Below are 25,020 nucleotides of genomic sequence, written 5' to 3' on the forward strand. Positions count from 1 at the left end.
CAACAAATCATGCTTTCTCTTTTCCTTATTTGTATGTACAATATAGTACATACCTAAGTAAAAGGAAAAACCATGTCATTACTATTTGAATGGGATATAAATAAAGCAAAGTCCAATATAAAAAAGCATGGTATTACATTTGAAGAAGCTGCCCATGTTTTTAGTGATCCGAATCACCTTTCCATTCAAGATCGGATCGAAAATGGGGAATACCGCTGGCAAACGATGGGATTGGTCGCAGGTTGTCTGCTGATTCTGGTCGCACATACGCTCGACTCAAATTCAAATCCGGAGCTAATCCGAATTATTAGTGCGAGAAGGGCAACAAAAAAGGAAAAAACAATTTATGAACAAAATCTCATTTAAACAAGAAGCACTGCCCTCGATTTCTAAAGAGCGGCTTAACCAACTGAAAAACTTGGCTGATCAAACAGATATCGAGATCGACACAACTGAGATACCTGAACAAAATGCGCTTGATTGGCAAAGTGCGGGGCGAGGGAAATTTTATAAACCAACGAAAACCCCGGTGACAGTGCGTTTTGATTCGGATATTCTTGCGTGGCTGAAATTAAAAGGCAAAGGCTATCAAACCCGTATGAATGCTATTTTGCGTGAAGCCATGTTAAACGACCTCAAAAATCAACGCCCATAAAAAACCGCACTTTGTGTTTAACAACAAAGTGCGGTATACATTTGAACAAGTCAGCAAATTATTTTGCTGAAATCACCACACGGCGGTTTGGTTTTAAGCAGTCGCGCAAGGCTTGCCCTTGTTCCGTTTCGCACGCCGCCACTTGATCTGCTTTGCCGCGCCCGATTGCCGTGACCGCACTTGGCGCAAAGCCCTGTTGCACAAAGTAAGCCTTCACCGCATCGGCGCGACGCTGCGAAAGTGCCAGATTATAGCTGTCCGATCCCAGACGATCGGTATAACCTGAAATTTCAACCGCTTTCGCGTTCTGTGCTTTTAAATTTCTGATAACACCGTCAAGGGTCGCTTTGCCGTTGGCATTTAAATTGCCGGCATCAAAATCAAACAGAAAATCACCGGACAATTCATATTGATTGTTACAGCCTTGCGGTTTCCAGAAGAACGATTGTGCATTCATATCGGTGTCAAATAAGACTTTAAACTGACAGATTTTGTGTTCGCCGTTTTGACGGTAGTTGAACACATAATCCCATTCACGCACCGCAAACAACCCTTCCGCATGGTGCGGACGTCCGATCAAATAGTAAAGCTGATCTTTGTTCATGCCTTTTTCGATCATGCGCACGTTGTCCCAGTTCGGCCAAATGCCGTATTGCGAGCCGCTGAAATTCACGCTTGCGTCTTCGATTTCAGGGAAAACGGGATTGTCGGTTGTGCCATTTTGCTTAACATCACTTAAATTGCCGCAAGCCGCTAAAACTAAAGCTGTCAATGGCAATACGTATTTTGCTACATTTTTCATTTAATCTTCTCCGTTAAATCACCGCACTTTATCACTTACTGAGACAAAGTGCGGTCAGGTTTCATTACCACTGATAACCCACGCCAATGCTGGCACTGGTGTCGTTTTCGCTGTTGGTAGCCCCGGTCAATTTGACAATCACTTTGCCATTATCGCTGATACGGGAAACCCCTAGCGCAATCGCATTTTCACCACGGTGCGTGCCGCCGGCAACCGCCACCATGGAGTGACCCGGCAAGTATGCCTGCGGCAAGCCTGCCGCCGCCATAGCAGAAGCCGTACCTGCACTGGCGCGACTGTCAACTTTGTTGATACGGTTGTTCAGGTTGCTAGTCGCCGCATTCAACTGGTTCACATTCACGGCGTCAGTGCCGTCAACACCCGCTGCAACGCCGGTAATACGGTTGCCACCGTTGTTCAAACCATTGCCCGTTAATGAAACCGTGCCCTTGCTGCCACCGCTAATTGTCACGCCTTTAGTATCCACTTTGGTGTTACCGGTGGTGACGCTGTTCAGGTTCAGCTCTTTATTGAGGGTGACTTGAACGCCATTAGCCGTGGTTTGGGTTGTAATATTGCTATCCCTGGTAATCGACACAGTATCACCCAATTGACGGTTCACAACTGCACCAGTATCCGCATTGAAGTTTAAGCCTTTGCTGATTGTCGCAGTGTTTTTCTGAATATTCGCCGTGTTGGTTGCAATATTCGTGGTATTGGTTGCAATATTCGTGGTATTGGTTGCAACATTTTGGTTAGTTGCATACAACTGGCTGCCATTTACCGCATCCGTGCTCGTCGCCGAAATATCGCCCGCGGCAACGCCGATCACTTTATTACCACCGGCGTTAATACCATCTTTAGTGACGCTCGGACCATTCGCAATCGTTAGTCCATTGTCATTCAGCGTGGTATCACCCGCTTTAACTTCGCTTGCATTCACTGTGCCTGCATTAACGGTTTCTGCTGTAACACTGGTAAATTCCGGAGCTTCAACCGTGCTGATCGTAATGTCAGTACCTGATTTTTCAACCTCGATATTTTTACCAGAAGCAAAGTTAACGACATCACCATCACCCACTTCACTGCCATTTTCACCGTCAACTTCCACAGTCCAAGTACCTGCACCACCCGTTGCACCGGTTGCGCCTGTAGCGCCGGTTGCACCTGTGGCGCCGGTTGCACCTGTAGCGCCGGTTGCACCTGTAGCGCCGGTTGCGCCTGTGGCGCCGGTTGCACCGGTTGCACCTGTGGCACCGGTTGCGCCTGTTGCACCTGTTGCACCTGTTGCACCTGTCGCGCCGGTAGCACCGTCAGCACCCGCCGGACCTTGTGGTCCGGTTGCGCCTGTTGCCCCAGTATCGCCTTTTTCACCTTTCATCACTTTCGCGCTAATGGTGATTCCTTTGCCGTCTTGAGTAATGTCAATATTATCCCCGGCAATAAAGTTCAGCGTGTCGCCCAATTTAACCGTTTCAAACGCTGCGCCGTCAGTATAGTTCGCTGAGCTGGTGCCGCCATTATCGCTGACGGTAAACCGCCAGCCGCTGTTAATCACCGCAAATAGTTGACTACCATTAATTGCGTCGGTGCTATAAGCTGAAATCAAGCCCGGCGCCACATTTTGAATGCGGCGGGTTTGTTCGCTGCTGCCGATACTCAACACGCCGCCGACATTATCGCCACCGGCAAAGTTCAAGCTTAACTTGTTGATATTTGCCGAAGTATAAGTCTTATCAATGCCTTTGGTGGTTGCTGTATCAACATCACTTGCCGCGACATAAGCCGATGAATCACCTAAGAAAATCGAATTTTCAATTGTCTCTTTCACTCGATTACCCAGTACAAATACATTTTTATGTTGTACGCTGTTATCGTAACCGACAATCGCCGAATTCGACGCGTCCACTTCCTCTTCAATACCATCTTTAGTGGTAATCACGCCGTTGGCGTCACGGGTCACCGCTGTGCCGCCGAGGTCATTACGCCCGCCGAGGATAAACGAATTATCCGTTGTGCTGCCGACGGCATTTTTATTACCCGCCGAGAAGCTGTTCGTACCTGCCACGATAGATGGATCGCCGACCGCACTTGAACCTGTGCCGCTAACCAAGTTGCCGCTACCGATAGAGATAGTATCTGCCGCAGTCGCTTGTGCGCCATTACCAATCGCAATCGCACGAGCTTCACTGGCAGTCGCTTGAGTACCGGTGGCAATCGCATTCGCCGCTGTCGCCTGCGCCACCGTGCCCAGCGCAATGGTATCTTCCGCCGAAGCGGTGGTCGAAGCGGTAACAACATCGCTATTACTCAGCGTAGCGGAGCCCAATGCGACCGAACGCGCGCCGGAAGCAACGGCACTGGTGCCGATGGCTGTCGCTTGTTTGGCAGAAGCATTTGCTGCAGAACCGATAGCGGTCGCATATGTTTGTGCCGCTTGGGATCCGCGCCCCAGCGCAATAGATTGAATACCGCTTGCAACAGATTGCACACCACCGGCAATACTATATTTCGCACTCGCCGTTGAACTTGCACCTAATGCCGCCGCCGACTCTCCGGAAGCATTCGCACCACTACCAAACGCCGCACTGTCGCCGCCGCTGGCTTTCGCCTTGCGCCCGACCGCTGTCGCGCCATTTGCACTTGCGTTAGTTTCTTCACCCAACGCCGTAGCCGCGATGGCACTGGCGCTGGCATAAGATCCCATGGCAACGGTTGCCTGCCCTGAAGCGGTGACCGCACTACCGATTGCTACAGCCCCCAAACCGCTGGCATCGGCTTTATTCCCCACTGCCGTCGCCTCTTGACCGGCGGCTGTTGTATTCACACCGGCAGCCAACGCGCGCAAACCGCTGGCACCGTCGTTGTTATAGTTGCCTTGTTGATTGCCATTATCATTCACACTGTAATAATGGGTTAACTTATTTGTCAATTCGCTTGATACTTGATAAAGCTGGCTGCCGTTAATCGCGTCAGTTGAATCCTTCGCAATTTTTCCGGCGGCAACGTTGATAATTTGCCGCTCTTTACCTTCTCCGCCCACACTCACTACGCCGTTTTCAGCACTGCCGACACCGGCGAAACCGCTATAAGTGATGGTATTCACGGTGGCTTGGGTTTCAGCGGTTGCCGCCCGATCAGTAGACGCATTGCCCAAAATCACACTGTTGGCTTGGGTTGAAGTCACACCATGACCAACCACAAAGGTATTGTCTTGCGCAATATTATTGTTATTACCCAAAGAATAAGACGCGTCACCGATGATCACGGTCGGATCCCCGATTGCGCCCGAACCTTCGCCGCTGACCTGGTTGCCGGTACCGATGGAAATACTGTTGGCAGCAGTCGCTTGCGCGTCGTTACCGATCGCAATCGCACTATTTGCCGTTGCCTGAGCCTGATAACCCATCGCTGTTGCATACGTTGCTGTTGCTTGAGCAGCAGCGCCAATCGCAATTCCACTGCCGCCGGTCGCACGGGTCAATTGTCCCAGTGCCACACTTGCCATTTCGGTTGCCTGCGCATTTCGACCTAACGCAACAGCGCCGATTTGTGCGGCTTGTGCTGTCGCACCCATTGCTACACTTTCCGCACCACTGGCACTCGAGCTGGCCCCGACGGCAACCGCCCGATTACTGGTTGAACTGGAATTTGCCCCGATTGCAACCTGACCACCGGCACTAGTAGAATCTATGGTTGCTCGAGCGCCATAACCCAGAGCAACGGAATAAAGGTTATTGGCTCTTGCATGATCGCCGACTGCAGTGGCTCTTTCGGCAGTTGCTTGTGTAGTATCACCGATAGCTACGGCTCTTAAGGCAGTCGCTTGTGCCCTATTACCTTGGGCGATACTGAATCCGCCAGTGGCGGAAGCCGCCAACCCAATTGCAATATCACCGGCAACGGTGCTTGCCGAACCGTCTACACCCGCAATCGAGCCTGAGCCGAATGCAATTGAATCATTACCAAAAGATTTGGCACGCTGACCAATTGAAGTGGAACGGTTTACCCGATCGCCGCTTTTCCCCATATCAGAACCGGCGGCATGACCTAAAGCGATATTATTATCACCGTGAGTACCGGCACCGGCATAAAAACCCGAAGAGATATTTTGACTGCCTTGACGCGACATACCGGCTTGCAAACCGGTTGACACATTGGCGCTACCGGTGGACATCCGACCAGCCAACTGCCCCACGGAAACGTTGACATCGCCCGTCACATTAGAACCCGAACCATTACCAATCGAAACGCTATGACCTTCGGCTTTAATATAAGGCACAAAACCTACCGCGGTCGAATTTGAACCTGCGTTCAAACCAATCGCAATATTTTGCACACCCGTTGTTAAATTGCTGCCTGCCCCTTGTCCGAGCAACACATTAGTGCTGGTGTTGGTATTTTTCCCTGCGCCATGGCCAATAATCACATTACTGGAAGCACTGCCGGTGGTATTGCCGGTGGTCAGCATGCCCGCTTCAAAGCCCATCAACACGTTATGGCGGCCACGTACATTCGTACCCGCATTGGTGCCGATGTTTACATTTTGAATATTGTAATTGTCAACGGTGCCGCTGCCCGCGTTTTCACCTATGGAAATCACACGCCCGCCGTCTGCCGTCGCCCCGCTTCCCAACGCAATATTATTTTGTTTTCCAATCCACACATCTTGTGCAGCACCGGCGGCTTTTAAATCCTGCATATCCGCACGGCCGGCACTGGCATTAGAACCAATGGCAATTGAGCCGGTTGTTTTTGCACCGGCTGTCGACGTTGCGCTTGAACCAATCGCAATACTTTGATCTACTGCACTGCCATTTAATTCCGTCTCTGCCGCATAGGCAGAAACGCCAGTCATTGCCATAGATAACATTAAAAAGACGTTACTCAACGAGAATGCTCTAGGTCGACTGCCCACCGAAACGCTTTTTCTTTCGCTGGCCGCCTTTTTTTCATTTGAGGCCAATTCTGATACAACAACCAATGCTTGTTTTGCCGTATTCCAAATCACTTTGTAAACCTTATTCATAAACAATCCCCCTTTTAAAAAATAATTCTTTACCCTAAGACAACACTCTTCCGCAGATCAATATTCACAACCCAACAATCGATCAAAAAACAAACCGAATAGTAAAAACAAAGTATATTAAAACACAATTACTGTAAATAATATACAACAATTGATGTTAAAGTACGAAAAACAAAAAAATAAACAATCTTTATTTCAGGCTGATAACAAAGTCTCTTTCGCTAATCATTTCCCTCCCTCCGTATACGGAGGGAGGTGTCCGAAGGACGGAGGGAGGCATAAAGAATGTTAAAAATGAATATGTTGCATTTTTATATTCCACCTCCCTCCCCATTTTTCTTGCGAAAAATGGTACTCCCTCCGCCCGCGGAGGGAGAAAAGTCAGTTTTTCCGCAATCTGAAATAAACAATGTTTATTTTTTTGATTGATTGTAAATTGATTGCTTTATTTGAAATATAAAAAAAGTGCGGTTTAATAACCGCACTTGATATAGGAATTTTATTGAATTCGGGGGAGTTATCAGTCTTGTTCGCTCGCAAACCAGCCGCGAATAAACTGCACCGATAAAAACAGCGTGATCAGCAGCAGGAAATACAGCACATAGCTGGCGATCGGCAATGCCGCCGTGGCGTTGGCATCGACTTCTTTCATTGAGATCATATTACGAAACTCGTCAAACATCACCAAACGCCAGCCGTAGTATTTCACCTGCACCGTTTTTTTATCCACCGCAAAACCTTGCGCTTTTGCCTGTAAATCGGCGGAGTTGAATTTGAAATAGAACGGAAAGCCCCAGCGGGTGTCTTCATTGCGGTACACCATCACTTTTTTATTTTCCGGATTTTCCGTATAAATATAATACACATCGCGGGTCGGACCGTCCGCCGGATTGGCTTTGGTGATCGGCCCGTCTTTGTCCACCCGTTTCACTTCCACTCCGGTGACATGGGTGACTTCATAATGCGGAAAATAAAAATTAACCGTGGCAAACAAGACACCGTGGATCAATAACGTCACCAAAATAAAAAACAAGGTGATAGCTCTGCGTAGGGTAAATTTAGCCATGATATTTTTCCTTATTGCACTTTTATCTTAAATAACCGTTCAAAATTAGCGGTAGTGATTTGCGCCAATTCTTCAGCGCTCACGCCTTTCAACACTGCCAGATAGTCGCACACTTCACGTACATACGCCGGCTGGTTCTGCTTGCCGCGATACGGCACCGGCGCCAGATACGGCGAATCGGTTTCGATCAATAAACGATCCAGCGGCACGGTTTTAATCACCGCGCGCAATTCTTCCGCATTGCGGAAGGTGATAATGCCGGATACGGAGATGTAAAAACCCAGCTCCAGCGCTTGATCCGCCGTCCATTGATTTTCAGTAAAACAGTGTAACACACCACCGCACTGCTGTGCGTTGCCTTGTTGCAAAAAACGCATGGTGTCTTCACGCGCCGCACGGGTGTGAATAATTAACGGTTTGTTCAATTGCTTGGCAATCTCAATTTGTTCGGCGAAAATCCGTTGTTGCTTGGCTTTGTTATCGGCACTGTAATAATAATCCAAACCGCATTCGCCAATCGCAATCACTTGTTTTGCACGCGCCAGTTGCAACATTTTTTGCCCGTCGAAAGTTTCGTCCTCCACATTCAGCGGGTGCATACCGCACGACAGTGAAACGTCGCGGCGATGTGCAAGTGCGGTTTGCAATTTTTCAAAACCGCTTAAGGTGGTGCTGATCGACAACACATGTTGCACCCCGCGCGGTTTGGCTTTCTCCACCACCTCGTCCATATCTCGATGCAGATTTTCGTAATCTAAACTGTCTAAATGACAGTGTGAATCAATAATAAACACTTATACCTCAATCTTCGATTCAAAAACTTGTGTAATCAATTTGGTTAAAAAATCCAGAATAATCAGCTCTTGATTGACCGCATTAATCCGGCTTAAATCTTGCCGCAGTTGCAACACCAGTTGGTTAGCGCGCAAAAGTGCGGTTTGCGAAAACAGCGCGCTGAATTGCTCAATGCCGTTGGCAATATCCTGATTGATCCAGCCTTGCCGAATCCGTAAACCGCACTTTAAGCTGTCGCTAAAAAAACTGGAAAGCCAGTTCAGCTGCCGTTGCAGCAGCTCCTCGTCTTTCAAGGCAAACTGTTGCAAAAACGGCTCAAGCGCGCGGTGTTGTTGAAACAGCCAAAAGCGGCGTAAAAACTGTTTACGCAGTGGCAGCCATTCCTTTTGCAAGCCGTTCAACGCCGTCAACGGACGGTTGTAATTAATCCGAAGTGCGGTTTCAATGTCCGTTTCATCAGCCTGAATTTGGGTTTGCAGCCACGCTTTTGCCACCTCACGAGGCGGCGCGGTCAAGGTCCACACTTGGCAACGGCTGTAAATGGTCGGCATTAATGGCGCGGTTAAATCCGCCAACAATAAAAAATACGTGCCGTCATTCGGCTCTTCCAAGGTTTTCAACAGCGCATTCGCCGCCGCTTCGCTTAACAATTCCAAGGTCGGCAAATAGACCACTTTATTGCCGTCTTGGCGTGCATATTGCTGCAAACCGACGGTCAATTCACGCACTTGATCGATACCGATATTTTTGCCTTCTTGCAATGCCAAAGGGTGAAAATCGGGATGAGTACCGGCTCGAAACAGTTGGCAGTGTTGGCAATCTCCGCAGGCTTGCAAGCCCGGTTTTTCCAAACACAGCAAGCCTTGCGCAATCGTCATCAACAGTTGTTCACTGCCTAAGCCTTGATCACTTTTGAATAACAGCGCGTGGTGCCCTTGCCCGTGGGCAAAGCTGTTATCCAACTGCTGAAAGAGCGGTTCAAACCATGGGTACACGCTAACGCTCCTGTTTCGCCAACCACGCCGTGACCGCACGTTGCACATCGGTCGCCACCTCTGCCATAGATTGCGACGCGTCAATCAACACCGCATTCGGATCAGCCGCCACCAATTCCAAATATCGCGCCCGGGTGCGCCGGAAGAAATCCAGTTGCAGTTGTTCGATCCGATCCAACTCGCCGCGGCTTCTGGCGCGGCTCAACCCCAGTTCGGGATCAATGTCGAGATACAGGGTTAAATCCGGTTTGAAATCGCCCAATACCGTATCGCGCAAGGTCGCCAGCAAAGTGCGGTCGATTTGCCGTCCGCCGCCCTGATAGGCTTGCGACGACATATCATGCCGATCGCCCAACACCCATTTACCGCACTTTAACGCCGGGCGAATCACGTTTTCCACCAGTTGAATCCGCGCCGCATACAACATCAGCAGCTCGGCTTTATCGCTAATCGGTTCGTCGCCATCGCCGAATTTAATCAGTTGGCGCAATTTTTCCGCCAACGGCGTGCCGCCCGGTTCGCGGGTAAATTCGACCTGTTCAATGCCGTGCGCCTGCAATGCTGTCAGCACCGCTTGGCGCGCCGTGGTTTTGCCTGCCCCTTCCAGCCCTTCTAAGACAATAAATTGACCGCACTTTTGCATTTTAATTTCCATTTTTTTGTGTGCGCAGCCATTTCAGATATTGCTGCACCGCTTGATTATGTTCGGCTAAGGTGTTGCTGAATTTGTGTCCGCCGCTGCCGTCCGCCACAAAATAAAGTGCGGTGGTTTCGGCAGGATGTGCCACCGCTTGCAGCGAGGCTTCGCTCGGCATCGCAATCGGCGTCGGCGGCAAGCCGTCGATTTGATAGGTATTGTACGCCGTTTTTTGATCCAAATCTTTACGCCGGATATTGCCGTTATAGTTGTCGCCCATGCCGTAAATCACGGTCGGATCGGTCTGCAAGCGCATACCGCGTTTTAAACGATTGACAAACACGCCCGCCACTTGCGCCCGTTCGCTGTCCAGTGCGGTTTCTTTTTCCACAATCGAGGCTAAAATCAACATTTCGTACGGATTTTGCAACGGCAAATCGGCGGCTCGCCCCTGCCACGCCTTGTCTAACGCCTGCGCCATGCGCGTAACCGCCCGTTGCAACAGTTCGTTATCGCTTGAATTAACGGTGTAGTGGTAAGTATCGGGATAGATCCAACCTTCCAGTTGTGTCTGCCCGTTTGAATCGGGTAACAAATTTTTCAGTCGGTTAAATATCTCCGCTTCTTGCGCCGGCAAAATCCGGCGTAAGTGCGGGGCGGCGCGCAATGTGCTTAGTTGCTGTTTAAAGGTTTCGCCTTCGCCAAAACGAATCGCAAATTGCGCCTCTTTGCCACTGTTCAACAATTGCAATAATTGCTGCACATTCTCAACCCCATTCAAAGAATAGGTGCCGGCTTTGACCGCACTCAGCTCAGGCTGCAAGCGCAATAAAAACGGGAAAAAAGTCGCGTCGTCAATCAGCCCCTGTTGCTGTAAAAATTCGCCCAGTTTTTTGCCGGTCGTACCGCGTTCAATCGTCAACAATTGATCGGTTTCGGCATGAATCGGCTGTTGCGCTAAGTTTTGGATCTGCTGATAGCCCCAATAACCGCCAGCGGCAACCGCAATAAACAGCAACAAACTCAATCCCAAAAAGCAATAAATCAGTTTTTTCATCTTTCTCAATCATTCAAATAAAAACGCGCACAAAGCCTGCGTAGTGTAGCAGGAAACCGCACTTGGCGATAGCAATCTGAACGAACGAATTTTTCGGCGGATTGCGCGCTGAGTCAGCGTCCAATTGCAAACTACTATTCCGTCTAATTGTTAATTACAATTCCGTCCAATTATAATCTAATCCCGCGGCTAATTGGTGTTTTATATTTAAAATATCCAAGTAATTCAATGCATTATTTGATTTTTTTACGGCGTTTTTTCGTCCGTAAAGAACCTAAATAGATCGCCAAAAGCGTTAAGCCTGCACCGAGCCATTGCAGGCGGTTAATCGGTTTTAACAGCCAGAAATAGTCAATCAATAGGGCGGCAACCGGTTCGCTGAGCAGCAGTAAGCCGGTGACGGAAAGCGATAACAGCGGAATCGCGTAGGCGATAAGCCCCCAAGCAAAACATTGCATTAACGCGCCGTAAAGCAAAATCAAGCCGACATCACGCCAGGTGGTCGGGTATAAATTGTGGCTGTTAAGCAGTAGCGAAGGCAGGAATAGCGCCAACATACCGCCCAAACTGATCAGCAGCATTAACGGGAAAAGTGCGGTTTGCTCGACTTGCTGGGTTTTGCGCACAAACACCATCGACAATGCCAACATGCTGCCGGATACAATGCCGCTGACAAAACCCCAACCGGCATTGCTGTTGTGCCCGAATTCCGGACTGGCGATCAGCGCGACACCGCAAATCGCCAACAGCAGACTGAACAGTTGTAATTTGGTTAGCCGTTCTGCAAACCAGATAAACCCGATCGCAGACAGAAAGAAGATTTGCAGGCTGTTGAGTAACGTGGAAATGCCCGGTCCGACCGCATAAATACTTTCGTGCCATAATGCCAAATCGAAGCCCAAAAACGCGCCGGACAACAGCGCCATACCAATGGCTTTGCGGCTTTGCGGCAGTTTTTGCTTAAACATGCGCATTAAGCCCAAAAAAATCAGGGCGGCAACCAGCAAGCGCCAAAAAGCAATCGCATAAGCGCCCACCGGCACAAATTTAACGATCAGGCTGCCCAGACCGAAGATGACACAGCCGATAATCAACAGCGGTGCTGCATAATTGGTGTTTGTGTATTGTGACATTTTCTTTTCCGAAATAAAAAGCGGTTTTCATCTGAGAAAACCGCACTTTGCAGAGATTAAACCGATTTTTTAAACGCCGGGCTAGAACAACACGCGCGCCTTAATCGTGCCTTCGATACTGCGCAATTGCTGTAGCACGTTATCTGTATTCGTCGTTTCGACATCGATCACCACATAACCGATTTGCGGGTTGGTTTGCAAATATTGCGCCGCAATATTCACGCCTTCGTCGGTGAAGATCTGGTTGATCTTGTTCAGAATGCCCGGGCGGTTGTGGTGAATGTGCATTAAGCGTTTGGTGCCCGAATGTTCCGGCAGAGACACTTCCGGGAAGTTCACCGCCGATAAGGTCGACCCGTTATCGGAATATTTCACCAGTTTGTTTGCCACTTCCGAACCGATATTTTCTTGCGCTTCCGAGGTTGAGCCGCCGATATGCGGGGTCAGGATCACGTTGTCAAAACGGCACAACGGCGATTCGAACGGATCATTGATTGAAGCCGGTTCGGTCGGGAATACGTCAATTGCCGCGCCCAACACGCGCCCACTGTCCAAAGCATTCGCCAAGGCGTCGATATCCACCACCGTACCGCGCGCCGCATTGATGAGAATCGAGTTTTCTTTAAGTTGCTCGATCCGCTCTTTGCTCATCAGATTCTTGGTCGAGTCGTTTTCCGGCACGTGCAATGAAATGACATCACAGGTCGAAAGCAATTCCTCTAAAGTGCGGATTTGCTGCGCATTGCCTAACGGCAGTTTATTTTCCAGATCGTAAAAATAAACGCGCATTCCAATCGCTTCCGCCAGCACGCTCAGTTGCGAGCCGATGTGCCCGTAGCCGATAATCCCCAGTTTTTTACCGCGCACTTCATGCGAGCCGGTCGCCGATTTGTTCCATAAGCCGCGGTGTACTTCCGCATTGGCTTGCGGAATTTTACGCATTAACAGCAAAATCTCACCCAACACCAGTTCGGCAACGGAACGCGTGTTGGAAAACGGCGCGTTGAATACCGGAATCCCGCGTTGTTTCGCCGCTTCCAAATCCACTTGGTTAGTGCCGATACAAAAACAGCCGATTGCAATCAGTTTTTGCGCATGCTGCAACACTTCGGCACTCAAATGGGTGCGCGAACGAATGCCGATAAAATGCGCATCTTTAATCGTTTCGATTAAATCCGCGTCGTCCAACGCTTTGGCATGATATTCGATATTGGTGTAACCGGCATCGTGCAGGCTGTCCACCGCACTTTGGTGCAATCCTTCCAGCAGCAAAAACTTAATTTTTGCCTTATCCAGTGAGACTTTTGCTGACATTGGTTTTCCTCTCGTTTCCTTGGTTATGTTAAAATCCGAACCCCTTGCGCGCCGCCGACGATCACAATGTCGGCGCTGCGCAAAGCAAAAATGCCGTTGGTGACGACGCCGGCGATATTATTTAAGGTCTTTTCCATTTCCACCGGCTGCATAATCTTGAAATTATGCACATCTAAAATCACATTGCCGTTATCCGTAACCACGCCTTCGCGATATTCCGGCTGTCCGCCCAAACCGACCAATTTGCGCGCCACATAAGAACGCGCCATCGGAATCACTTCAACCGGCAGCGGGAAGGTTGAGCCTAGCACATCCACTTGTTTTGTGGAATCCACAATGCAGATGAATTTTTTTGCTAACGAAGACACAATTTTTTCACGCGTCAACGCCGCACCACCGCCCTTAATCATCATTTTTTGCGGGTTAATTTCGTCCGCGCCGTCAACGTAAATATCCAATCCCGAAACGTCGTTGGCACTGAACACTTCAATTCCCAATGCCTGCAAACGTCGCTCGGACTCTTTCGAGGCGGCAACCGCCCCTTTGATTTGATCCGCCATTGCGCCCAACGCCTCGATAAAACAGTTCACCGTCGAACCGCTACCGACGCCGACAATGCTGTCCGCTTCCACATATTTCAACGCCGCTTGCGCCGCCTGTCGTTTCATTTCAAGCTGATCCATGAGTTATCCTTATGCTGATGAGAGTTGATTTATCTTACTACGTTATGCTGATTGTTCAATGGGTTTCATTCGCGATAAAAACAAAAACGCCTTGGCAATCTCTTGCCAAGACGTTTCTCAAATTTTAACGAGCCAGCTTTTCCAATTTTCGATAAGAATCAATCTTGTTTTGCCTTAACGATAAAATCTCTGACTTGCTCAATTGTTTTACCTGAATTAAGGAGGAATTTAGCTTCCCATTCTGTGAGTTTGTCAAAGGAATAGTCAAATTCTCTTGCCCACCATGTTTCAAGATCGCCATATTTTCCTCTCAATTCCGCTAATGTTGTCGTTGATAGCCTTAATTGTACTGAATATTGTTTTCCAGTTAAAGCATAAACCGCAATAACCTTGCCGCCTTGCCCCTCAATATACCCTTTTAAACTGGTTAATGTGCCGCCTTGAGTTTGGGTATCATCTAAAATAAGTGCGTTTTGATTATTAGGAAAGACACCATCAAATTTAGGTGAATTGGCTAATCTATGCCAACCGTCACTGCCAGTGCGAGAAACCTTCGTCGCTTGCACAATGGATAAATCAACCGACTTTTCTAATTTTCCAGCCAATACTTTTGCCACAGCCAAAGGAATCATATTAATTCCAATCGCTTCCTCCGCATGAACAGGCACAATAACAAAATCTCGCTGCCCAAGAATTGATGTTAATTTTTGCACCGCTTCATCCGTAACCAAATCTCGTGCCAAACGGTATGCAGCAGTTACATCACCAGATTTTGCAGCAATATATTCTTGATGTGACGTCGCATCGCCTAAACGTCGATCAATCACAGTATCGGGAAAATCAGTAGTCCATTCTGTACGCATTGTTTAATCCAAAAACCGCGCTAATAATTCATTTAAAAACAGTTTGCCGTGTTCGGTGATTTGCCAAGTGCGGTCGGTTTCCTGCAGATAATGTTGCTGTTTTGCCCAATCAATATCGGCGGCGACACGGTCTAGCCCTAAGCCGGTGAGCTGCACAAAATCCTGTTTTTCGACCGGCTCAAGCAGGCGAAAACGGTTCATAAAAAATTCAAACGGGCGTTCCGCCGCGCTGACCGCACTTTGACTGTGCAGATAGTTGCCTTGCATATACCCTTTCGGGTGTTTGGTTTTGGCATAGCGTATAATCTCGCCGTTCGCAAAGCTGATTTTGCCATGCGCACCGCAGCCAATCGCCAGATAATCACCGAAACGCCAATAATTCAGGTTATGCCGGCATTGATAGCCCGCTTTGGCATAAGCCGAGGTTTCGTATTGTTGATAACCGGCTTCGGTCAGCAGTTTATGCCCCTGTTCAAAAATATCCCACAATGCGTCATCGTCCGGCAGTTTCGGCGGACGGTAATAAAACAGCGTATTCGGTTCAATCGTGAGTTGATACCACGACAAGTGCGGTGGTTCAAGCGCAATGCCTTGGCGCAAATCATTCAACGCCTGTTCGACGCTTTGATTAGGCAAACCGTGCATTAAATCAATATTGAAGCTGTTCAAGCCACTATTTTTAGCGAATTGAATCGCTTGCACCGCCTCCTCAACATTGTGAATTCGCCCCAAGCGTTGCAGTTTTTCCTGCTCAAAACTTTGAATGCCCATCGAAATCCGGGTTATGCCGGCTTGGCGGTAGCCGATAAACCGCTCTGCTTCCGCTGTGCCGGGGTTGGCTTCCAGTGTGATTTCAATCTTGGGCGAAAATGGAATGCGCTGTTCCACCTGTTGCAACAAATAAGCAATGCCCTGCGCCGAAAACAGGCTCGGCGTGCCGCCGCCGATAAAAATCGAATGCAAAGTGCGGTTTTGCACATACGCCAAATCCTGCTCTAAATCGGCTAACAGATGTTGAATATAGTCCGCTTCCGGAATCGTGCCTTTCCGTGCGTGCGAGTTGAAATCGCAATAAGGGCATTTTTGCACGCACCACGGAATATGGATATACAGGCTGAGCGGTGGCAAGGTAATAGCTTGTAACATCAGTTCGCCTGTAATTTTTTCTGCAATATTTTCAATGCATTGGCGCGGTGCGAGACCTGTTTTTTCTCTGCTTGCGCCAATTCGGCGAAAGTGGCGTTTTTCGGCGGATAGAAAAACAGCGCGTCATAACCAAAACCGTTTTCGCCGCGTTCTGCCGGCAAAATTTCGCCGTGGCACGCCCCTTCGGCGATAATCGGCGTCGGGTCATCTGCATGTTGCAACAGCGCAATCACGCTGACAAATTTTGCGCTGCGATCGGTCTTATCTGCCATTTCCACTAATAACTTAGCACGATTGTTGCCATCGTTGCCCTCTTCGCCGGCATAACGGGCGGAATACAACCCCGGCGCGCCGCCAAGTGCGGTCACGCTCAAACCGGAATCATCGGCAATCGCCGGCAAGCCGCTGATTTTTGCCGCGTGGCGTGCTTTTAAAATCGCATTTTCCACAAATGTTAATCCCGTTTCTTCCGGGCTTTCAATGCCGAATTCACTCTGCGCCACCACCTCAAAACCAAACTGCGCCAATACATCCGCCATCTCTTTCACTTTGCCTTGATTGCCGGTGGCAAGCACGACTTTTTGTCTTTTTTGTTGCATATGCTTTCCTTTTCTGTTTCTTTATTATTTTTGGGCTAAAAATCGATACACCTGCTCAATCCCGGTTTGGTCGTTTTGATAACAAACCCCATGGATACCGCACGTTTGCGCCGCTTCGATATTGGCAGGCGAGTCGTCGATAAACAGCGTGCGGTTTGGATCGAGCTGATACTGTTTGATCGTCTGTTGAAAAATCCCCAAGTGCGGTTTCAATAATTGCACTTCTGCCGAAATCACAATGCCACGGAATAAATGCCAATAATCATAGCGTTGTTTGAGGTAGGCATAGGCATGCAGCGGCATATTGCTGATACAGATTAAATCCACATTTTGCTTGGCTAAATCATGCAATAAATCAACGGCTAACGGCAGCGGTTCGAAGGATTCGCGCACGACTTGCATAAAACGTTCCATTTCGCTCAACGGTTTGCTTAACAGTAATGAAAACAGCTTCAGCGCATTCTCGTACTGGATTAAACCGGCATCCAGCGCCAACCAGGTTTGGCTGAAAAACACCGTCCGATACTGTTCCCGCTCAAGCGGATCAGGCGTGAAACGCTGTAAAATCGTGTCCGGCTCCCATTTAATCAGCACATTCCCCAAATCAAAAATCACTGTTTTTTGCATACTTCCCTCCCCCTTTTCAGATGACTTATCTTAGCAGATCAGACCGCACTTGAATAACGCCAATTCGGCGCATTGTGTGATCTCGTTTATAAATTCCATTTCCTGCCGTTAAAATCACTTGACGATAAAAATAGAAAGTATATGCTACAAAAAAATAATTTAATAGGGAGTAATCATGACAATCCACGAGTTTTTACAACGGCAAAATATTCAATTCAGTCTGAAACGCTATGCAATCGATGCCTTGAATTTTATGGCATTAGGTTTGTTCTCTTCACTGATCATCGGCTTAATCCTGAAGAATATCGGCACTTGGATAGAGATAAGCTGGTTAGTTGATGTCGGCGGTCAGGCACAAAAAGCGATGGGCGCGGCAATCGGAGTTGGTGTAGCATATGCATTACAAGCACCGCCGTTAGTGTTACTCGGCAGTGCCATCACCGGTCTTGCCGGCGCTGCCTTAGGCGGTCCGGTCGGCTGCTTTTTCGCCGCCGCGATTGGGGCGGAATTCGGTAAGTTAGTCAGCAAAGTGACGGTGGTGGATATTATCGTCACCCCGGCGGTAACGCTGTGTGCCGGTGTCGCCGCGGCACAACTGTTGGGGGCACCGATTGCCGCCTTAATGAACCAAATCGGTGAATTTATTATCTGGTCGGTGGAGCTACAGCCGCTACTGATGGGCATGGTCGTGTCGGTGGTTATGGGCATTTTGCTCACCCTGCCGATTTCCAGCGCGGCGATTGCGATTTCTCTTTCGCTCAGCGGATTGGCGGCTGGCGCAGCAACGGTCGGTTGTTGTTGCCAAATGATCGGCTTTGCCAGCATGAGCTTTAAAGAAAACCGTTGGGGCGGCTTGCTCAGCCAAGGCTTAGGCACCAGTATGCTGCAAATGCCGAATATTATCCGCAACCCGAAAATCTGGTTGCCGCCGATTATCAGCAGCGCCATACTCGGCGCGTTCTCGACCCAAGTTTTTAAAATGACGAATATTCCTAGCGGCGCAGGTATGGGAACGAGCGGATTAGTCGGACAAATCGGCACACTGGAGGCGATGGGCAACTCAAGCCAAATCTGGCTAGCAATCGGCTTGCTGCATTTTGTATTACCCGCACTTTTAACCCTTGCTATCGCACACATTTTCCGGCGTAAAGGCTGGATTAAAACGGGAGATTTAAAACTGAGTAATTAGGGGCGGTTGATCTTTAATTTATACAAAATCACAAAAATCGTTTGGTATTCGAACTTAAAATCGGTATTATAGCCGTCCAGATGGTTACGCGTCTAAAACCGTAGCCCAAGATTCTAACGTCACAAATTGAAAGAAAGAGAAATTATGTCGAATTACCTATTTACCTCCGAATCCGTTTCCGCCGGACACCCTGACAAAATCGCCGATCAGATTTCCGATGCGGTGCTTGACGCAATTATCGAACAAGATCCGAAAGCACGCGTGGCTTGCGAAACTTATGTAAAAACCGGCATGGTGTTGGTCGGCGGTGAAATCACCACCTCGGCGTGGGTCGATATTGAGCATATCGCGCGCCAAGTGATTTGCGACATCGGCTACACCTCCTCCACCATGGGCTTCGACGGGCATTCTTGCGCGGTGTTAAACGGCATCGGCAAACAATCTTCCGATATTAATCAAGGGGTTGATCGTGCAGATCCGTTGGCACAAGGAGCCGGCGACCAAGGAATTATGTTCGGTTACGCCACCAACGAAACCGATGTCTTAATGCCTGCGCCGATTACCTACGCCCACCGTTTAATGGAACAGCAAGAAAAAGTGCGCAAAAACGGCACGCTGAACTGGTTGCGCCCGGACGCCAAAAGCCAAATCACCTTCCAATACGATAAGCATAAAATCATCGGCATTGATGCGGTGGTGCTGTCCACCCAACACAGCGAAGAAGTCGATCAAAAACAGATTTACGAAGGCGTGATGGAAGAAATCATCAAGCCGATTTTGCCAAGCGAATGGCTGTCGGCAAACACTAAATATTTCATCAACCCGACCGGACGTTTTGTGATCGGCGGCCCAATGGGCGACTGCGGCCTGACCGGACGTAAAATCATCGTCGATACCTACGGCGGCGCAGCGCGTCACGGCGGCGGTGCATTCTCCGGCAAAGATCCGTCAAAAGTGGATCGCTCCGCCGCTTATGCCGCGCGCTATGTGGCAAAAAACATCGTTGCCGCCGGTCTTGCCGATCGCTGCGAAATTCAGCTTTCCTATGCCATCGGTATTGCCGAACCCACCTCAATTATGATCGAAACCTTCGGCACGGCAAAAGTGAGCGAAGCCTTATTGGTGAAACTGGTGCGCGAATTTTTCGACCTGCGCCCATACGGTTTAATCAAAATGCTGGATCTGATCAAACCAATCTACCGCAAAACCGCCACCTACGGACACTTCGGACGCGATGAATTCCCATGGGAAAAAATCGACCGCGCCGAAGAACTGAGAAGTGCGGCCGGGTTGAAGTGATAGTTGACTGAAGAGTGGAAGTGCGGTTTGAACTAAACCGCACTTTGGTATTTAACCAATTATTTTTAATTAAGCTCTACGTTCCATTGTGTTAAAGTGTTATCTAAGTTTTCATTAGCAAATAAAGCGCTTCCCGTTACAACCCAATCAATCCCTAATTGCTTTACTTTCTTTGCTAACGCTAAAGTCATTGAGCCGTCTACTGCAAGAATTTTTTCATGTCGTTTTTCACCGAGGATGTTGATAATAGATTTGATTCGCGTCGAAATCGAAAATTCATCGGCTTTAACTCCCGTTCTTGGATCTAAGGTTAAAATCTGAATCAAATCAACCTGCTCAAGATAGGGCTGTAACCGTGATAAATCCGTGTCAGGGCACAAGCTTAGTCCACTAATTATTGCTTGCTGTGAATTAATATCATCCAATATTTGAGTAAGATTACCATCACCCTCCAATTGTAAGGTGATTATCGTTGCGCCATTTTTAATACACTCTTTGGCTTGTTTTTCTTGATCACGCACCATTAAATGCACGTCTTTATAACAACAATGGGGAAATTGCTTAAGCGCATGACAACCAACCGTAAATAATGGAGAAAATTGCCCGTCTGCAATATCAAAATGCAGGAGGTGCATATGATGTTGTTTTAATGCAGACAAGGTTTGTGCGAAGGTAAGCCAATTTGACGCAAGGATACCCGTACTGATTTTTTGCGTTTTCAGCTGTCGGATTAAGGCAAGTTTAGATTTTTTCATCGCTGAAATCCTGTGGCAAAATCCAATTAAAAACGGTTTTACTTCTTGGTCCGGACATCAACGGTTCCAGCTCTTTAATACATTGATGATAATGTGCTGTCTGTCGGTGGGCTTCTAATGCGGCTTCATTTTTATACACTTCATAAGCATAAAACCGGGTTTTAATCATGGGATCTTGCAAAACATCGAAGCGTAAATTTCCCGGTTCTTTTCGAGTCCCATAATGATTGGCGGCAAAAACCTCTAAGAAAGCTTGTTCTTTTCCCTCTTTAATATTAATTTCTACCAACATAGCAAACATAGTAAGCTCCTAAATATATTTTAATTTATGCCGACAGACTCCATTTCTGTCGGCATATTTGGATCGTTAAACTTTATTTATTTTTCTCATCAAGATAAAGTTGGTACGCTTTTTCCGTATTTTCGCCTTGATGTACCACGGCATTTACGGCTTTCAGCATCGCAATCGGTGCTTCGGATTGGAAAATATTCCGTCCCATATCAACACCCGCCGCCCCTTGATCAATGGCTTGATAACACATTTCAAGCGCTTCCAACTCAGGTAGTTTTTTCCCGCCGGCAATCACAATCGGTACTGGACAGCCTGCGGTGACCCGTTCAAACCCTTTTTCAACATAATAGGTCTTGATCACGTGTGCGCCCATTTCAGCTGCGATGCGGGTTGCGAGGGAAAAATAACGTTGATCGCGAACCATATCTTTGCCGACACCGGTTACTGCCATTGTCGGCATGCCATAGCGAGTGCCTTGATCGACCAATTGAATGATATTTTTGATCGATTGGTGTTCATGCTCCGAACCAATATACACCTGCGCTGCCATCGCCGATACATTCAAACGTACTGCATCTTCCACACAAACAGCAACCGCTTCATTGGATAATTCGGTCAAGATTGAATTTGCGCCGGAAGCACGTAACACCACAGGTTTGCCCGTATCCGGCGGCACAACGCTGCGCAGAATTCCGCGAGTACACATTAATACATCGGTATATTCAAACAGCGGCGCAATATGCAAATCAATCCGCTCCAAGCCTGTTGTCGGTCCTTGAAAATAGCCGTGATCAAATGCCAACATAATGGTTTTGCCTGTTTTTGGATTAAAAATATTGGCTAAACGAGATTGCATTCCCCAGTCTAAAGCACCTAATCCTTTCATATAAAATGCTTTATTGGTTTGCGGTCTTTCTAAGCCAAAATCTTTGCCGTCTCGGATATCATCTAAATCTGCCATTCATTTATCTCCTGCTCAAAATTTAGAAATTGTAGTTATCAATATTCTCTTTTGTGAATACAACCCGCTCCGGCAACACCACGATACCGTTACCTTCCGCTTCATATTCATAACCCTGCACACTGTTTGGTGAAATTTCGACGGTTCCAACCCCTTCAATATCTAATTTATCACCTATTTTTAACGGCTTGCCTTTTAATACGTCATTTGCAACTGCAACGGATATTTTGCCTTGTTGCACCACGTCCCACAAACCGAATTGGTTTACTGTTCCGCGTTTGACATATGGACGCATCACATTTGGCGTACTAAATCCGACAATCACCACGCCTTCGCGTTTCAAATTTTCAGCCGCTTGTGCCGCCGCCGGCAATGCGTTTGCATCAGGTGCAATGATGGCATCAAGATCAGGATAGGCTTTCAAGATACCTTCTGCCGTTTGTAAGGATTTAATCGCATCGTTGTAGCCGAATTGCGTGGTCACAATTTCCCACTCCGGGTGCTCCGCTGCAATTTTATCTTTTGCCACTTTTACCCATTGATTTTGATCGGTAACCGTCGGACTGGAATAGAAAAATGCGACTTTTGCTTTTGGTTTGTTAATTTGGTCAGATGCCATTTCAACTAACATTGAGCCTAACTGGGCCGGTGTTCCTTGGTTAATATAATAACTGCGACATTCCGGATTAGTATCCGAATCCCAAGTCAGCACTTTCACCCCGCGTTTCATCGCACGTTGTAAGGTTGAACACAAACCATCCGGCGAAACCGCAGCAACTACGATTGCGTTATAGCCTTGATTAACAAAGTTATTAATCAGCTGAACTTGGTTAGACACACTCGGTTCCGTCGGTCCGTCGTAGGTGACATCAACCCCTAATGTTTTTCCCATTTCGACTGCACCCTGTCCGCCGCTGGTGAAATAACCAACACCGACCAATTTAGGAATAAAAGCGATACGATCTGCTGCTTGTACTGCGCTTACTGCTGAAAAACCCAAAGCAACGGCAAGTGCGGTTGATTTTAAAAATGGATGTTTCATAAAATTTCTCCTTATTGAGTTGTATAAAACATACCGTTACCAGTATGTCTATTTGATCATGAACGAATATTAACCACTTGCTTTCCTGTTTTACGATATAGCCAATAACGAATTGCGGCATAATTCAAACTAATTGATTTTCCGATCAAGACAATAATTAATAAAGCACCGGATAATGCACTAGAAATCTCATTGGGAATCCCCGTCATTTGTAATCCTTGCTGTAAATAACCAATTAATAAAGCCGCAATCGCAGTACCTAAAATAGAACCCGAACCGCCATAAATATTTGCACCGCCTAACACTACTGCCGTTAAAACCGGCATTAATAGCGAACTGCCAAGATCGGAACGGGCCGAGCCAAAATAAGACACCAATAATATCGCCACAAAGGCCGCAACTAACCCAATTGACGAATAAATGATAAATAATGTTTTATTAACCGGCACCGCACTATAACGCGCCGTTCTTTCACTTTGACCAACCAAAAAAGTACTTCTTCCTACAATAGTTTTATGCATTAATAACCAAAATATGATTGTCATTATGAGAAAATAAATAATCGGCGTTGGAATACCTAAAATAGTTTGATTGGCAAAATTAAGTAAGCTATCCGGGAACCCGCCAATCCCTTCATAACCGGTTGCACCGGCAAAACCGGATAATAGCAATGCGCCACCGCCATAAAGGTACATTGTTCCTAAAGTGATTACCAATGGATTCACTTTGGTATAGATAATCAAGCCCGCATTAACTAAACCACAAATTCCGCCCAGTAAAAAAGTCAGCGGGATCGCGATAAATAAAGAAATATCCGCTTTAAACAATACCCCAAGAAAAATAGCACAAAGCCCGACCGTTGAACCAAAAGAAATATCAATTCCGCCACTTACAATAATCATTGTTAATGGTAAGGCAAGCATGCCAATATAAATAAAATCACTGGTACTATATAAAAGCACATTGATATCTAGCATTCGAGGATTCAACATTCCAAATCCCATAACCTCAATAATCAATAGAAGAAAAAGCGAAACTTCCCAACCGTAATTTTTTACTTTCAACATCGTCTTCACCTTGTTATTTATTCCGAACCGTCTCTTCTTTTAAAAATCTGGCATAACGTTGTAATTTGATATTTTTTTCAATCATAATACGAATACGCCCATCAAATACCAGCACAGCAAGTAGAACAATACCGGCAACAAAATTATTCCAATAAGCAGGCACTTTCAGCAACACAAGAATCGTATCAATTTCGATTAAAAAATAAGCCCCTAAGATTGCTCCAATAATATTTCCCGAACCACCTAATAAACTGATTCCGCCTAATACGCAAGCCGCTATCGCTTTCATCTCCAAACCATTCCCGGTTGAATTTGGTACAAATCCAATCTGCGAAGCAAAAACAATACCCGCCAATGCCGCTGTGATTCCATTAATTGCAAAGGCTGAAATTCTGACAAAATTAGTCCGTACTCCTAACTGCAATGCGCCTTGTAAATTATCTCCGACGGCATAAAAATGTCTTCCTAACCGCACTTTCATTAATAAGAAATAAGCTAAAATCACTAATAGAATTAAGATCCAACCTATTAACGAAATATTAAAAAAAACCGGTTCTGACAATGATTTCAACTCTTGCGGTAGACCTTCTATCCATTTTCCTCCGGTAATTAATAACATAATCCCTTTATACAGCCCTAATGTGCCAAGTGTGGCGACAATCGCCGGAATCCTCAAAATAGTGACTAAAAATCCATTAAATAATCCTGCACATAAACCACAAAATAATGTTAATAAAAATGCCGCCAGGAGAGAATAGCCTAAATTTAATAAACTCCCCATAATGACGGCACATAACCCCATCGTTGAACCGACCGACACATCAATATTACGGGTTAAAATAACAAAGGTTGCGCCAATAGATAACAACATAACAATTTGTGCGGAATTAAAAATCATGGTTACCGTTTGAAAATTAAAATTGCCACCACCCCAGATAACCAATAATAGAAAAAGAAACAAAATCGCAAAAATAATTGTCATCTCTCGATTATTTTGTATAAATTTCCACATAA

At 47.2% G+C, this 25,020-nt stretch carries 24 protein-coding genes; 4 read left to right on the plus strand and 20 right to left on the minus strand.

Translation table 11 applies throughout. From position 1 onward, the window contains the following. Positions 1 to 72 precede the first annotated feature (72 nt). Together ACWA50_RS00140 and ACWA50_RS00145 are read left to right on the plus strand one after the other, a co-directional pair. Positions 73 to 366, plus strand: coding sequence for a BrnT family toxin (locus tag ACWA50_RS00140; RefSeq protein WP_431053215.1), 294 nt, complete (start codon positions 73 to 75; stop codon positions 364 to 366). After that, the gene (locus ACWA50_RS00145) at positions 347 to 655 is read left to right on the plus strand and encodes a BrnA antitoxin family protein (protein ID WP_431053217.1); all 309 of its coding nucleotides are present in this window, start codon (positions 347 to 349) and stop codon (positions 653 to 655) included. Before ACWA50_RS00140 ends, ACWA50_RS00145 begins: the two co-directional genes overlap by 20 nt. Before the next feature lie 58 nt (positions 656 to 713). On the opposite strand, the gene ACWA50_RS00150 is transcribed toward ACWA50_RS00145, so the two are convergent. The 14 genes from ACWA50_RS00150 to ACWA50_RS00215 all read right to left on the minus strand — a co-directional run bounded on the left by ACWA50_RS00150 (position 714) and on the right by ACWA50_RS00215 (position 17,401). Beyond that, positions 714 to 1,457, minus strand: coding sequence for an OmpA family protein (locus ACWA50_RS00150; RefSeq protein WP_431053219.1), 744 nt, complete (start codon positions 1,455 to 1,457; stop codon positions 714 to 716). A 64-nt stretch (positions 1,458 to 1,521) separates the two neighbouring features. Continuing rightward, on the minus strand, positions 1,522 to 6,486 hold the full coding sequence (locus tag ACWA50_RS00155) for a YadA-like family protein (RefSeq protein ID WP_431053221.1): 4,965 nt from the start codon (positions 6,484 to 6,486) through the stop codon (positions 1,522 to 1,524). Between the two features lie 520 nt (positions 6,487 to 7,006). Then, positions 7,007 to 7,552 (minus strand): DUF1523 family protein, encoded by a 546-nt coding sequence (locus ACWA50_RS00160; RefSeq protein ID WP_431053223.1) that lies wholly within the window; start codon positions 7,550 to 7,552, stop codon positions 7,007 to 7,009. Between the two features lie 11 nt (positions 7,553 to 7,563). Then, positions 7,564 to 8,346, minus strand: coding sequence for a YchF/TatD family DNA exonuclease (locus tag ACWA50_RS00165; protein ID WP_431053225.1), 783 nt, complete (start codon positions 8,344 to 8,346; stop codon positions 7,564 to 7,566). Then, a complete protein-coding gene (holB, locus tag ACWA50_RS00170; RefSeq protein ID WP_431053227.1) occupies positions 8,347 to 9,390 on the minus strand; it encodes a DNA polymerase III subunit delta' in 1,044 nt (347 codons plus the stop codon). After that, the gene (gene tmk, locus ACWA50_RS00175) at positions 9,344 to 9,985 is read right to left on the minus strand and encodes a dTMP kinase (RefSeq protein WP_431053229.1); all 642 of its coding nucleotides are present in this window, start codon (positions 9,983 to 9,985) and stop codon (positions 9,344 to 9,346) included. The genes holB and tmk overlap by 47 nt, the downstream gene beginning before the upstream one ends. 1 nt (position 9,986) lies before the next feature. Continuing rightward, entirely contained in the window at positions 9,987 to 11,036 is a 1,050-nt protein-coding gene (mltG, locus tag ACWA50_RS00180) for an endolytic transglycosylase MltG (RefSeq protein WP_431053231.1), read from the minus strand. A 233-nt stretch (positions 11,037 to 11,269) separates the two neighbouring features. Then, on the minus strand, positions 11,270 to 12,169 hold the full coding sequence (locus ACWA50_RS00185) for a DMT family transporter (RefSeq protein ID WP_431053233.1): 900 nt from the start codon (positions 12,167 to 12,169) through the stop codon (positions 11,270 to 11,272). 81 nt (positions 12,170 to 12,250) lie between these two features. Next, the gene (serA, locus tag ACWA50_RS00190) at positions 12,251 to 13,483 is read right to left on the minus strand and encodes a phosphoglycerate dehydrogenase (protein WP_431053235.1); all 1,233 of its coding nucleotides are present in this window, start codon (positions 13,481 to 13,483) and stop codon (positions 12,251 to 12,253) included. Positions 13,484 to 13,506: 23 nt separating this feature from the next. Continuing rightward, entirely contained in the window at positions 13,507 to 14,166 is a 660-nt protein-coding gene (rpiA, locus tag ACWA50_RS00195; protein ID WP_431053237.1) for a ribose-5-phosphate isomerase RpiA, read from the minus strand. A gap of 158 nt (positions 14,167 to 14,324) precedes the next feature. Then, complete coding sequence (locus tag ACWA50_RS00200; protein WP_431053239.1) at positions 14,325 to 15,029, minus strand: phosphoribosyltransferase; 705 nt, start codon at positions 15,027 to 15,029, stop codon at positions 14,325 to 14,327. A gap of 3 nt (positions 15,030 to 15,032) precedes the next feature. Continuing rightward, complete coding sequence (gene hemW, locus ACWA50_RS00205) at positions 15,033 to 16,175, minus strand: radical SAM family heme chaperone HemW (protein WP_431053241.1); 1,143 nt, start codon at positions 16,173 to 16,175, stop codon at positions 15,033 to 15,035. Then, on the minus strand, positions 16,175 to 16,774 hold the full coding sequence (gene rdgB / locus ACWA50_RS00210; protein ID WP_431053243.1) for an RdgB/HAM1 family non-canonical purine NTP pyrophosphatase: 600 nt from the start codon (positions 16,772 to 16,774) through the stop codon (positions 16,175 to 16,177). Before rdgB ends, hemW begins: the two co-directional genes overlap by 1 nt. Positions 16,775 to 16,798: 24 nt before the next feature. After that, positions 16,799 to 17,401 carry an HAD family hydrolase gene (locus tag ACWA50_RS00215; protein WP_431053245.1) on the minus strand — a complete coding sequence of 201 codons (603 nt, stop codon included), beginning with the start codon at positions 17,399 to 17,401 and terminating at the stop codon, positions 16,799 to 16,801. A 175-nt stretch (positions 17,402 to 17,576) separates the two neighbouring features. On the opposite strand from ACWA50_RS00215, the gene ACWA50_RS00220 reads away from it, so the two are divergent. Both ACWA50_RS00220 and metK read left to right on the plus strand, forming a co-directional pair. Further along, on the plus strand, positions 17,577 to 18,590 hold the full coding sequence (locus tag ACWA50_RS00220; RefSeq protein ID WP_431053247.1) for a PTS transporter subunit IIC: 1,014 nt from the start codon (positions 17,577 to 17,579) through the stop codon (positions 18,588 to 18,590). Positions 18,591 to 18,734: 144 nt separating this feature from the next. Next, positions 18,735 to 19,889 (plus strand): methionine adenosyltransferase, encoded by a 1,155-nt coding sequence (gene metK, locus ACWA50_RS00225; protein ID WP_431053249.1) that lies wholly within the window; start codon positions 18,735 to 18,737, stop codon positions 19,887 to 19,889. A 65-nt stretch (positions 19,890 to 19,954) separates the two neighbouring features. Here the strand turns inward: metK and ACWA50_RS00230 are convergent, their stop codons facing one another. From ACWA50_RS00230 to lsrC, 6 genes are all read right to left on the minus strand, one after another. Next, the gene (locus ACWA50_RS00230; protein WP_431053251.1) at positions 19,955 to 20,644 is read right to left on the minus strand and encodes a ribulose phosphate epimerase; all 690 of its coding nucleotides are present in this window, start codon (positions 20,642 to 20,644) and stop codon (positions 19,955 to 19,957) included. Further along, complete coding sequence (gene lsrG / locus ACWA50_RS00235) at positions 20,631 to 20,945, minus strand: (4S)-4-hydroxy-5-phosphonooxypentane-2,3-dione isomerase (RefSeq protein WP_431053253.1); 315 nt, start codon at positions 20,943 to 20,945, stop codon at positions 20,631 to 20,633. Before lsrG ends, ACWA50_RS00230 begins: the two co-directional genes overlap by 14 nt. 73 nt (positions 20,946 to 21,018) lie before the next feature. Beyond that, the gene (gene lsrF / locus ACWA50_RS00240; RefSeq protein WP_431053255.1) at positions 21,019 to 21,897 is read right to left on the minus strand and encodes a 3-hydroxy-5-phosphonooxypentane-2,4-dione thiolase; all 879 of its coding nucleotides are present in this window, start codon (positions 21,895 to 21,897) and stop codon (positions 21,019 to 21,021) included. Positions 21,898 to 21,919: 22 nt separating this feature from the next. Then, positions 21,920 to 22,939: an autoinducer 2 ABC transporter substrate-binding protein LsrB gene (gene lsrB / locus ACWA50_RS00245; protein ID WP_431053257.1), complete on the minus strand. Its 1,020-nt coding sequence runs from the start codon at positions 22,937 to 22,939 to the stop codon at positions 21,920 to 21,922. A gap of 56 nt (positions 22,940 to 22,995) precedes the next feature. Next, positions 22,996 to 24,006: an autoinducer 2 ABC transporter permease LsrD gene (gene lsrD / locus ACWA50_RS00250; protein ID WP_431053259.1), complete on the minus strand. Its 1,011-nt coding sequence runs from the start codon at positions 24,004 to 24,006 to the stop codon at positions 22,996 to 22,998. Positions 24,007 to 24,019: 13 nt separating this feature from the next. Then, positions 24,020 to 25,018 carry an autoinducer 2 ABC transporter permease LsrC gene (gene lsrC, locus ACWA50_RS00255; protein WP_431053260.1) on the minus strand — a complete coding sequence of 333 codons (999 nt, stop codon included), beginning with the start codon at positions 25,016 to 25,018 and terminating at the stop codon, positions 24,020 to 24,022. Positions 25,019 to 25,020: the final 2 nt, after the last annotated feature.

The organism is Testudinibacter sp. P17/SS/0325 (assembly GCF_053570765.1).

Coding starts and splice junctions, on each gene's coding strand:
- ACWA50_RS00140 (WP_431053215.1), top strand. CDS start 73: ATGTCATTACTATTTGAATGGGATATAAATAAAGCAAAGTCCAATATA.
- ACWA50_RS00145 (WP_431053217.1), top strand. CDS start 347: ATGAACAAAATCTCATTTAAACAAGAAGCACTGCCCTCGATTTCTAAA.
- ACWA50_RS00150 (WP_431053219.1), bottom strand. CDS start 1,457: ATGAAAAATGTAGCAAAATACGTATTGCCATTGACAGCTTTAGTTTTA.
- ACWA50_RS00155 (WP_431053221.1), bottom strand. CDS start 6,486: ATGAATAAGGTTTACAAAGTGATTTGGAATACGGCAAAACAAGCATTG.
- ACWA50_RS00160 (WP_431053223.1), bottom strand. CDS start 7,552: ATGGCTAAATTTACCCTACGCAGAGCTATCACCTTGTTTTTTATTTTG.
- holB (WP_431053227.1), bottom strand. CDS start 9,390: ATGTGCAACGTGCGGTCACGGCGTGGTTGGCGAAACAGGAGCGTTAGC.
- tmk (WP_431053229.1), bottom strand. CDS start 9,985: ATGCAAAAGTGCGGTCAATTTATTGTCTTAGAAGGGCTGGAAGGGGCA.
- mltG (WP_431053231.1), bottom strand. CDS start 11,036: ATGAAAAAACTGATTTATTGCTTTTTGGGATTGAGTTTGTTGCTGTTT.
- ACWA50_RS00185 (WP_431053233.1), bottom strand. CDS start 12,169: ATGTCACAATACACAAACACCAATTATGCAGCACCGCTGTTGATTATC.
- serA (WP_431053235.1), bottom strand. CDS start 13,483: ATGTCAGCAAAAGTCTCACTGGATAAGGCAAAAATTAAGTTTTTGCTG.
- rpiA (WP_431053237.1), bottom strand. CDS start 14,166: ATGGATCAGCTTGAAATGAAACGACAGGCGGCGCAAGCGGCGTTGAAA.
- ACWA50_RS00200 (WP_431053239.1), bottom strand. CDS start 15,029: ATGCGTACAGAATGGACTACTGATTTTCCCGATACTGTGATTGATCGA.
- hemW (WP_431053241.1), bottom strand. CDS start 16,175: ATGTTACAAGCTATTACCTTGCCACCGCTCAGCCTGTATATCCATATT.
- rdgB (WP_431053243.1), bottom strand. CDS start 16,774: ATGCAACAAAAAAGACAAAAAGTCGTGCTTGCCACCGGCAATCAAGGC.
- ACWA50_RS00215 (WP_431053245.1), bottom strand. CDS start 17,401: ATGCAAAAAACAGTGATTTTTGATTTGGGGAATGTGCTGATTAAATGG.
- ACWA50_RS00220 (WP_431053247.1), top strand. CDS start 17,577: ATGACAATCCACGAGTTTTTACAACGGCAAAATATTCAATTCAGTCTG.
- metK (WP_431053249.1), top strand. CDS start 18,735: ATGTCGAATTACCTATTTACCTCCGAATCCGTTTCCGCCGGACACCCT.
- ACWA50_RS00230 (WP_431053251.1), bottom strand. CDS start 20,644: ATGAAAAAATCTAAACTTGCCTTAATCCGACAGCTGAAAACGCAAAAA.
- lsrG (WP_431053253.1), bottom strand. CDS start 20,945: ATGTTTGCTATGTTGGTAGAAATTAATATTAAAGAGGGAAAAGAACAA.
- lsrF (WP_431053255.1), bottom strand. CDS start 21,897: ATGGCAGATTTAGATGATATCCGAGACGGCAAAGATTTTGGCTTAGAA.
- lsrB (WP_431053257.1), bottom strand. CDS start 22,939: ATGAAACATCCATTTTTAAAATCAACCGCACTTGCCGTTGCTTTGGGT.
- lsrD (WP_431053259.1), bottom strand. CDS start 24,006: ATGTTGAAAGTAAAAAATTACGGTTGGGAAGTTTCGCTTTTTCTTCTA.
- lsrC (WP_431053260.1), bottom strand. CDS start 25,018: ATGTGGAAATTTATACAAAATAATCGAGAGATGACAATTATTTTTGCG.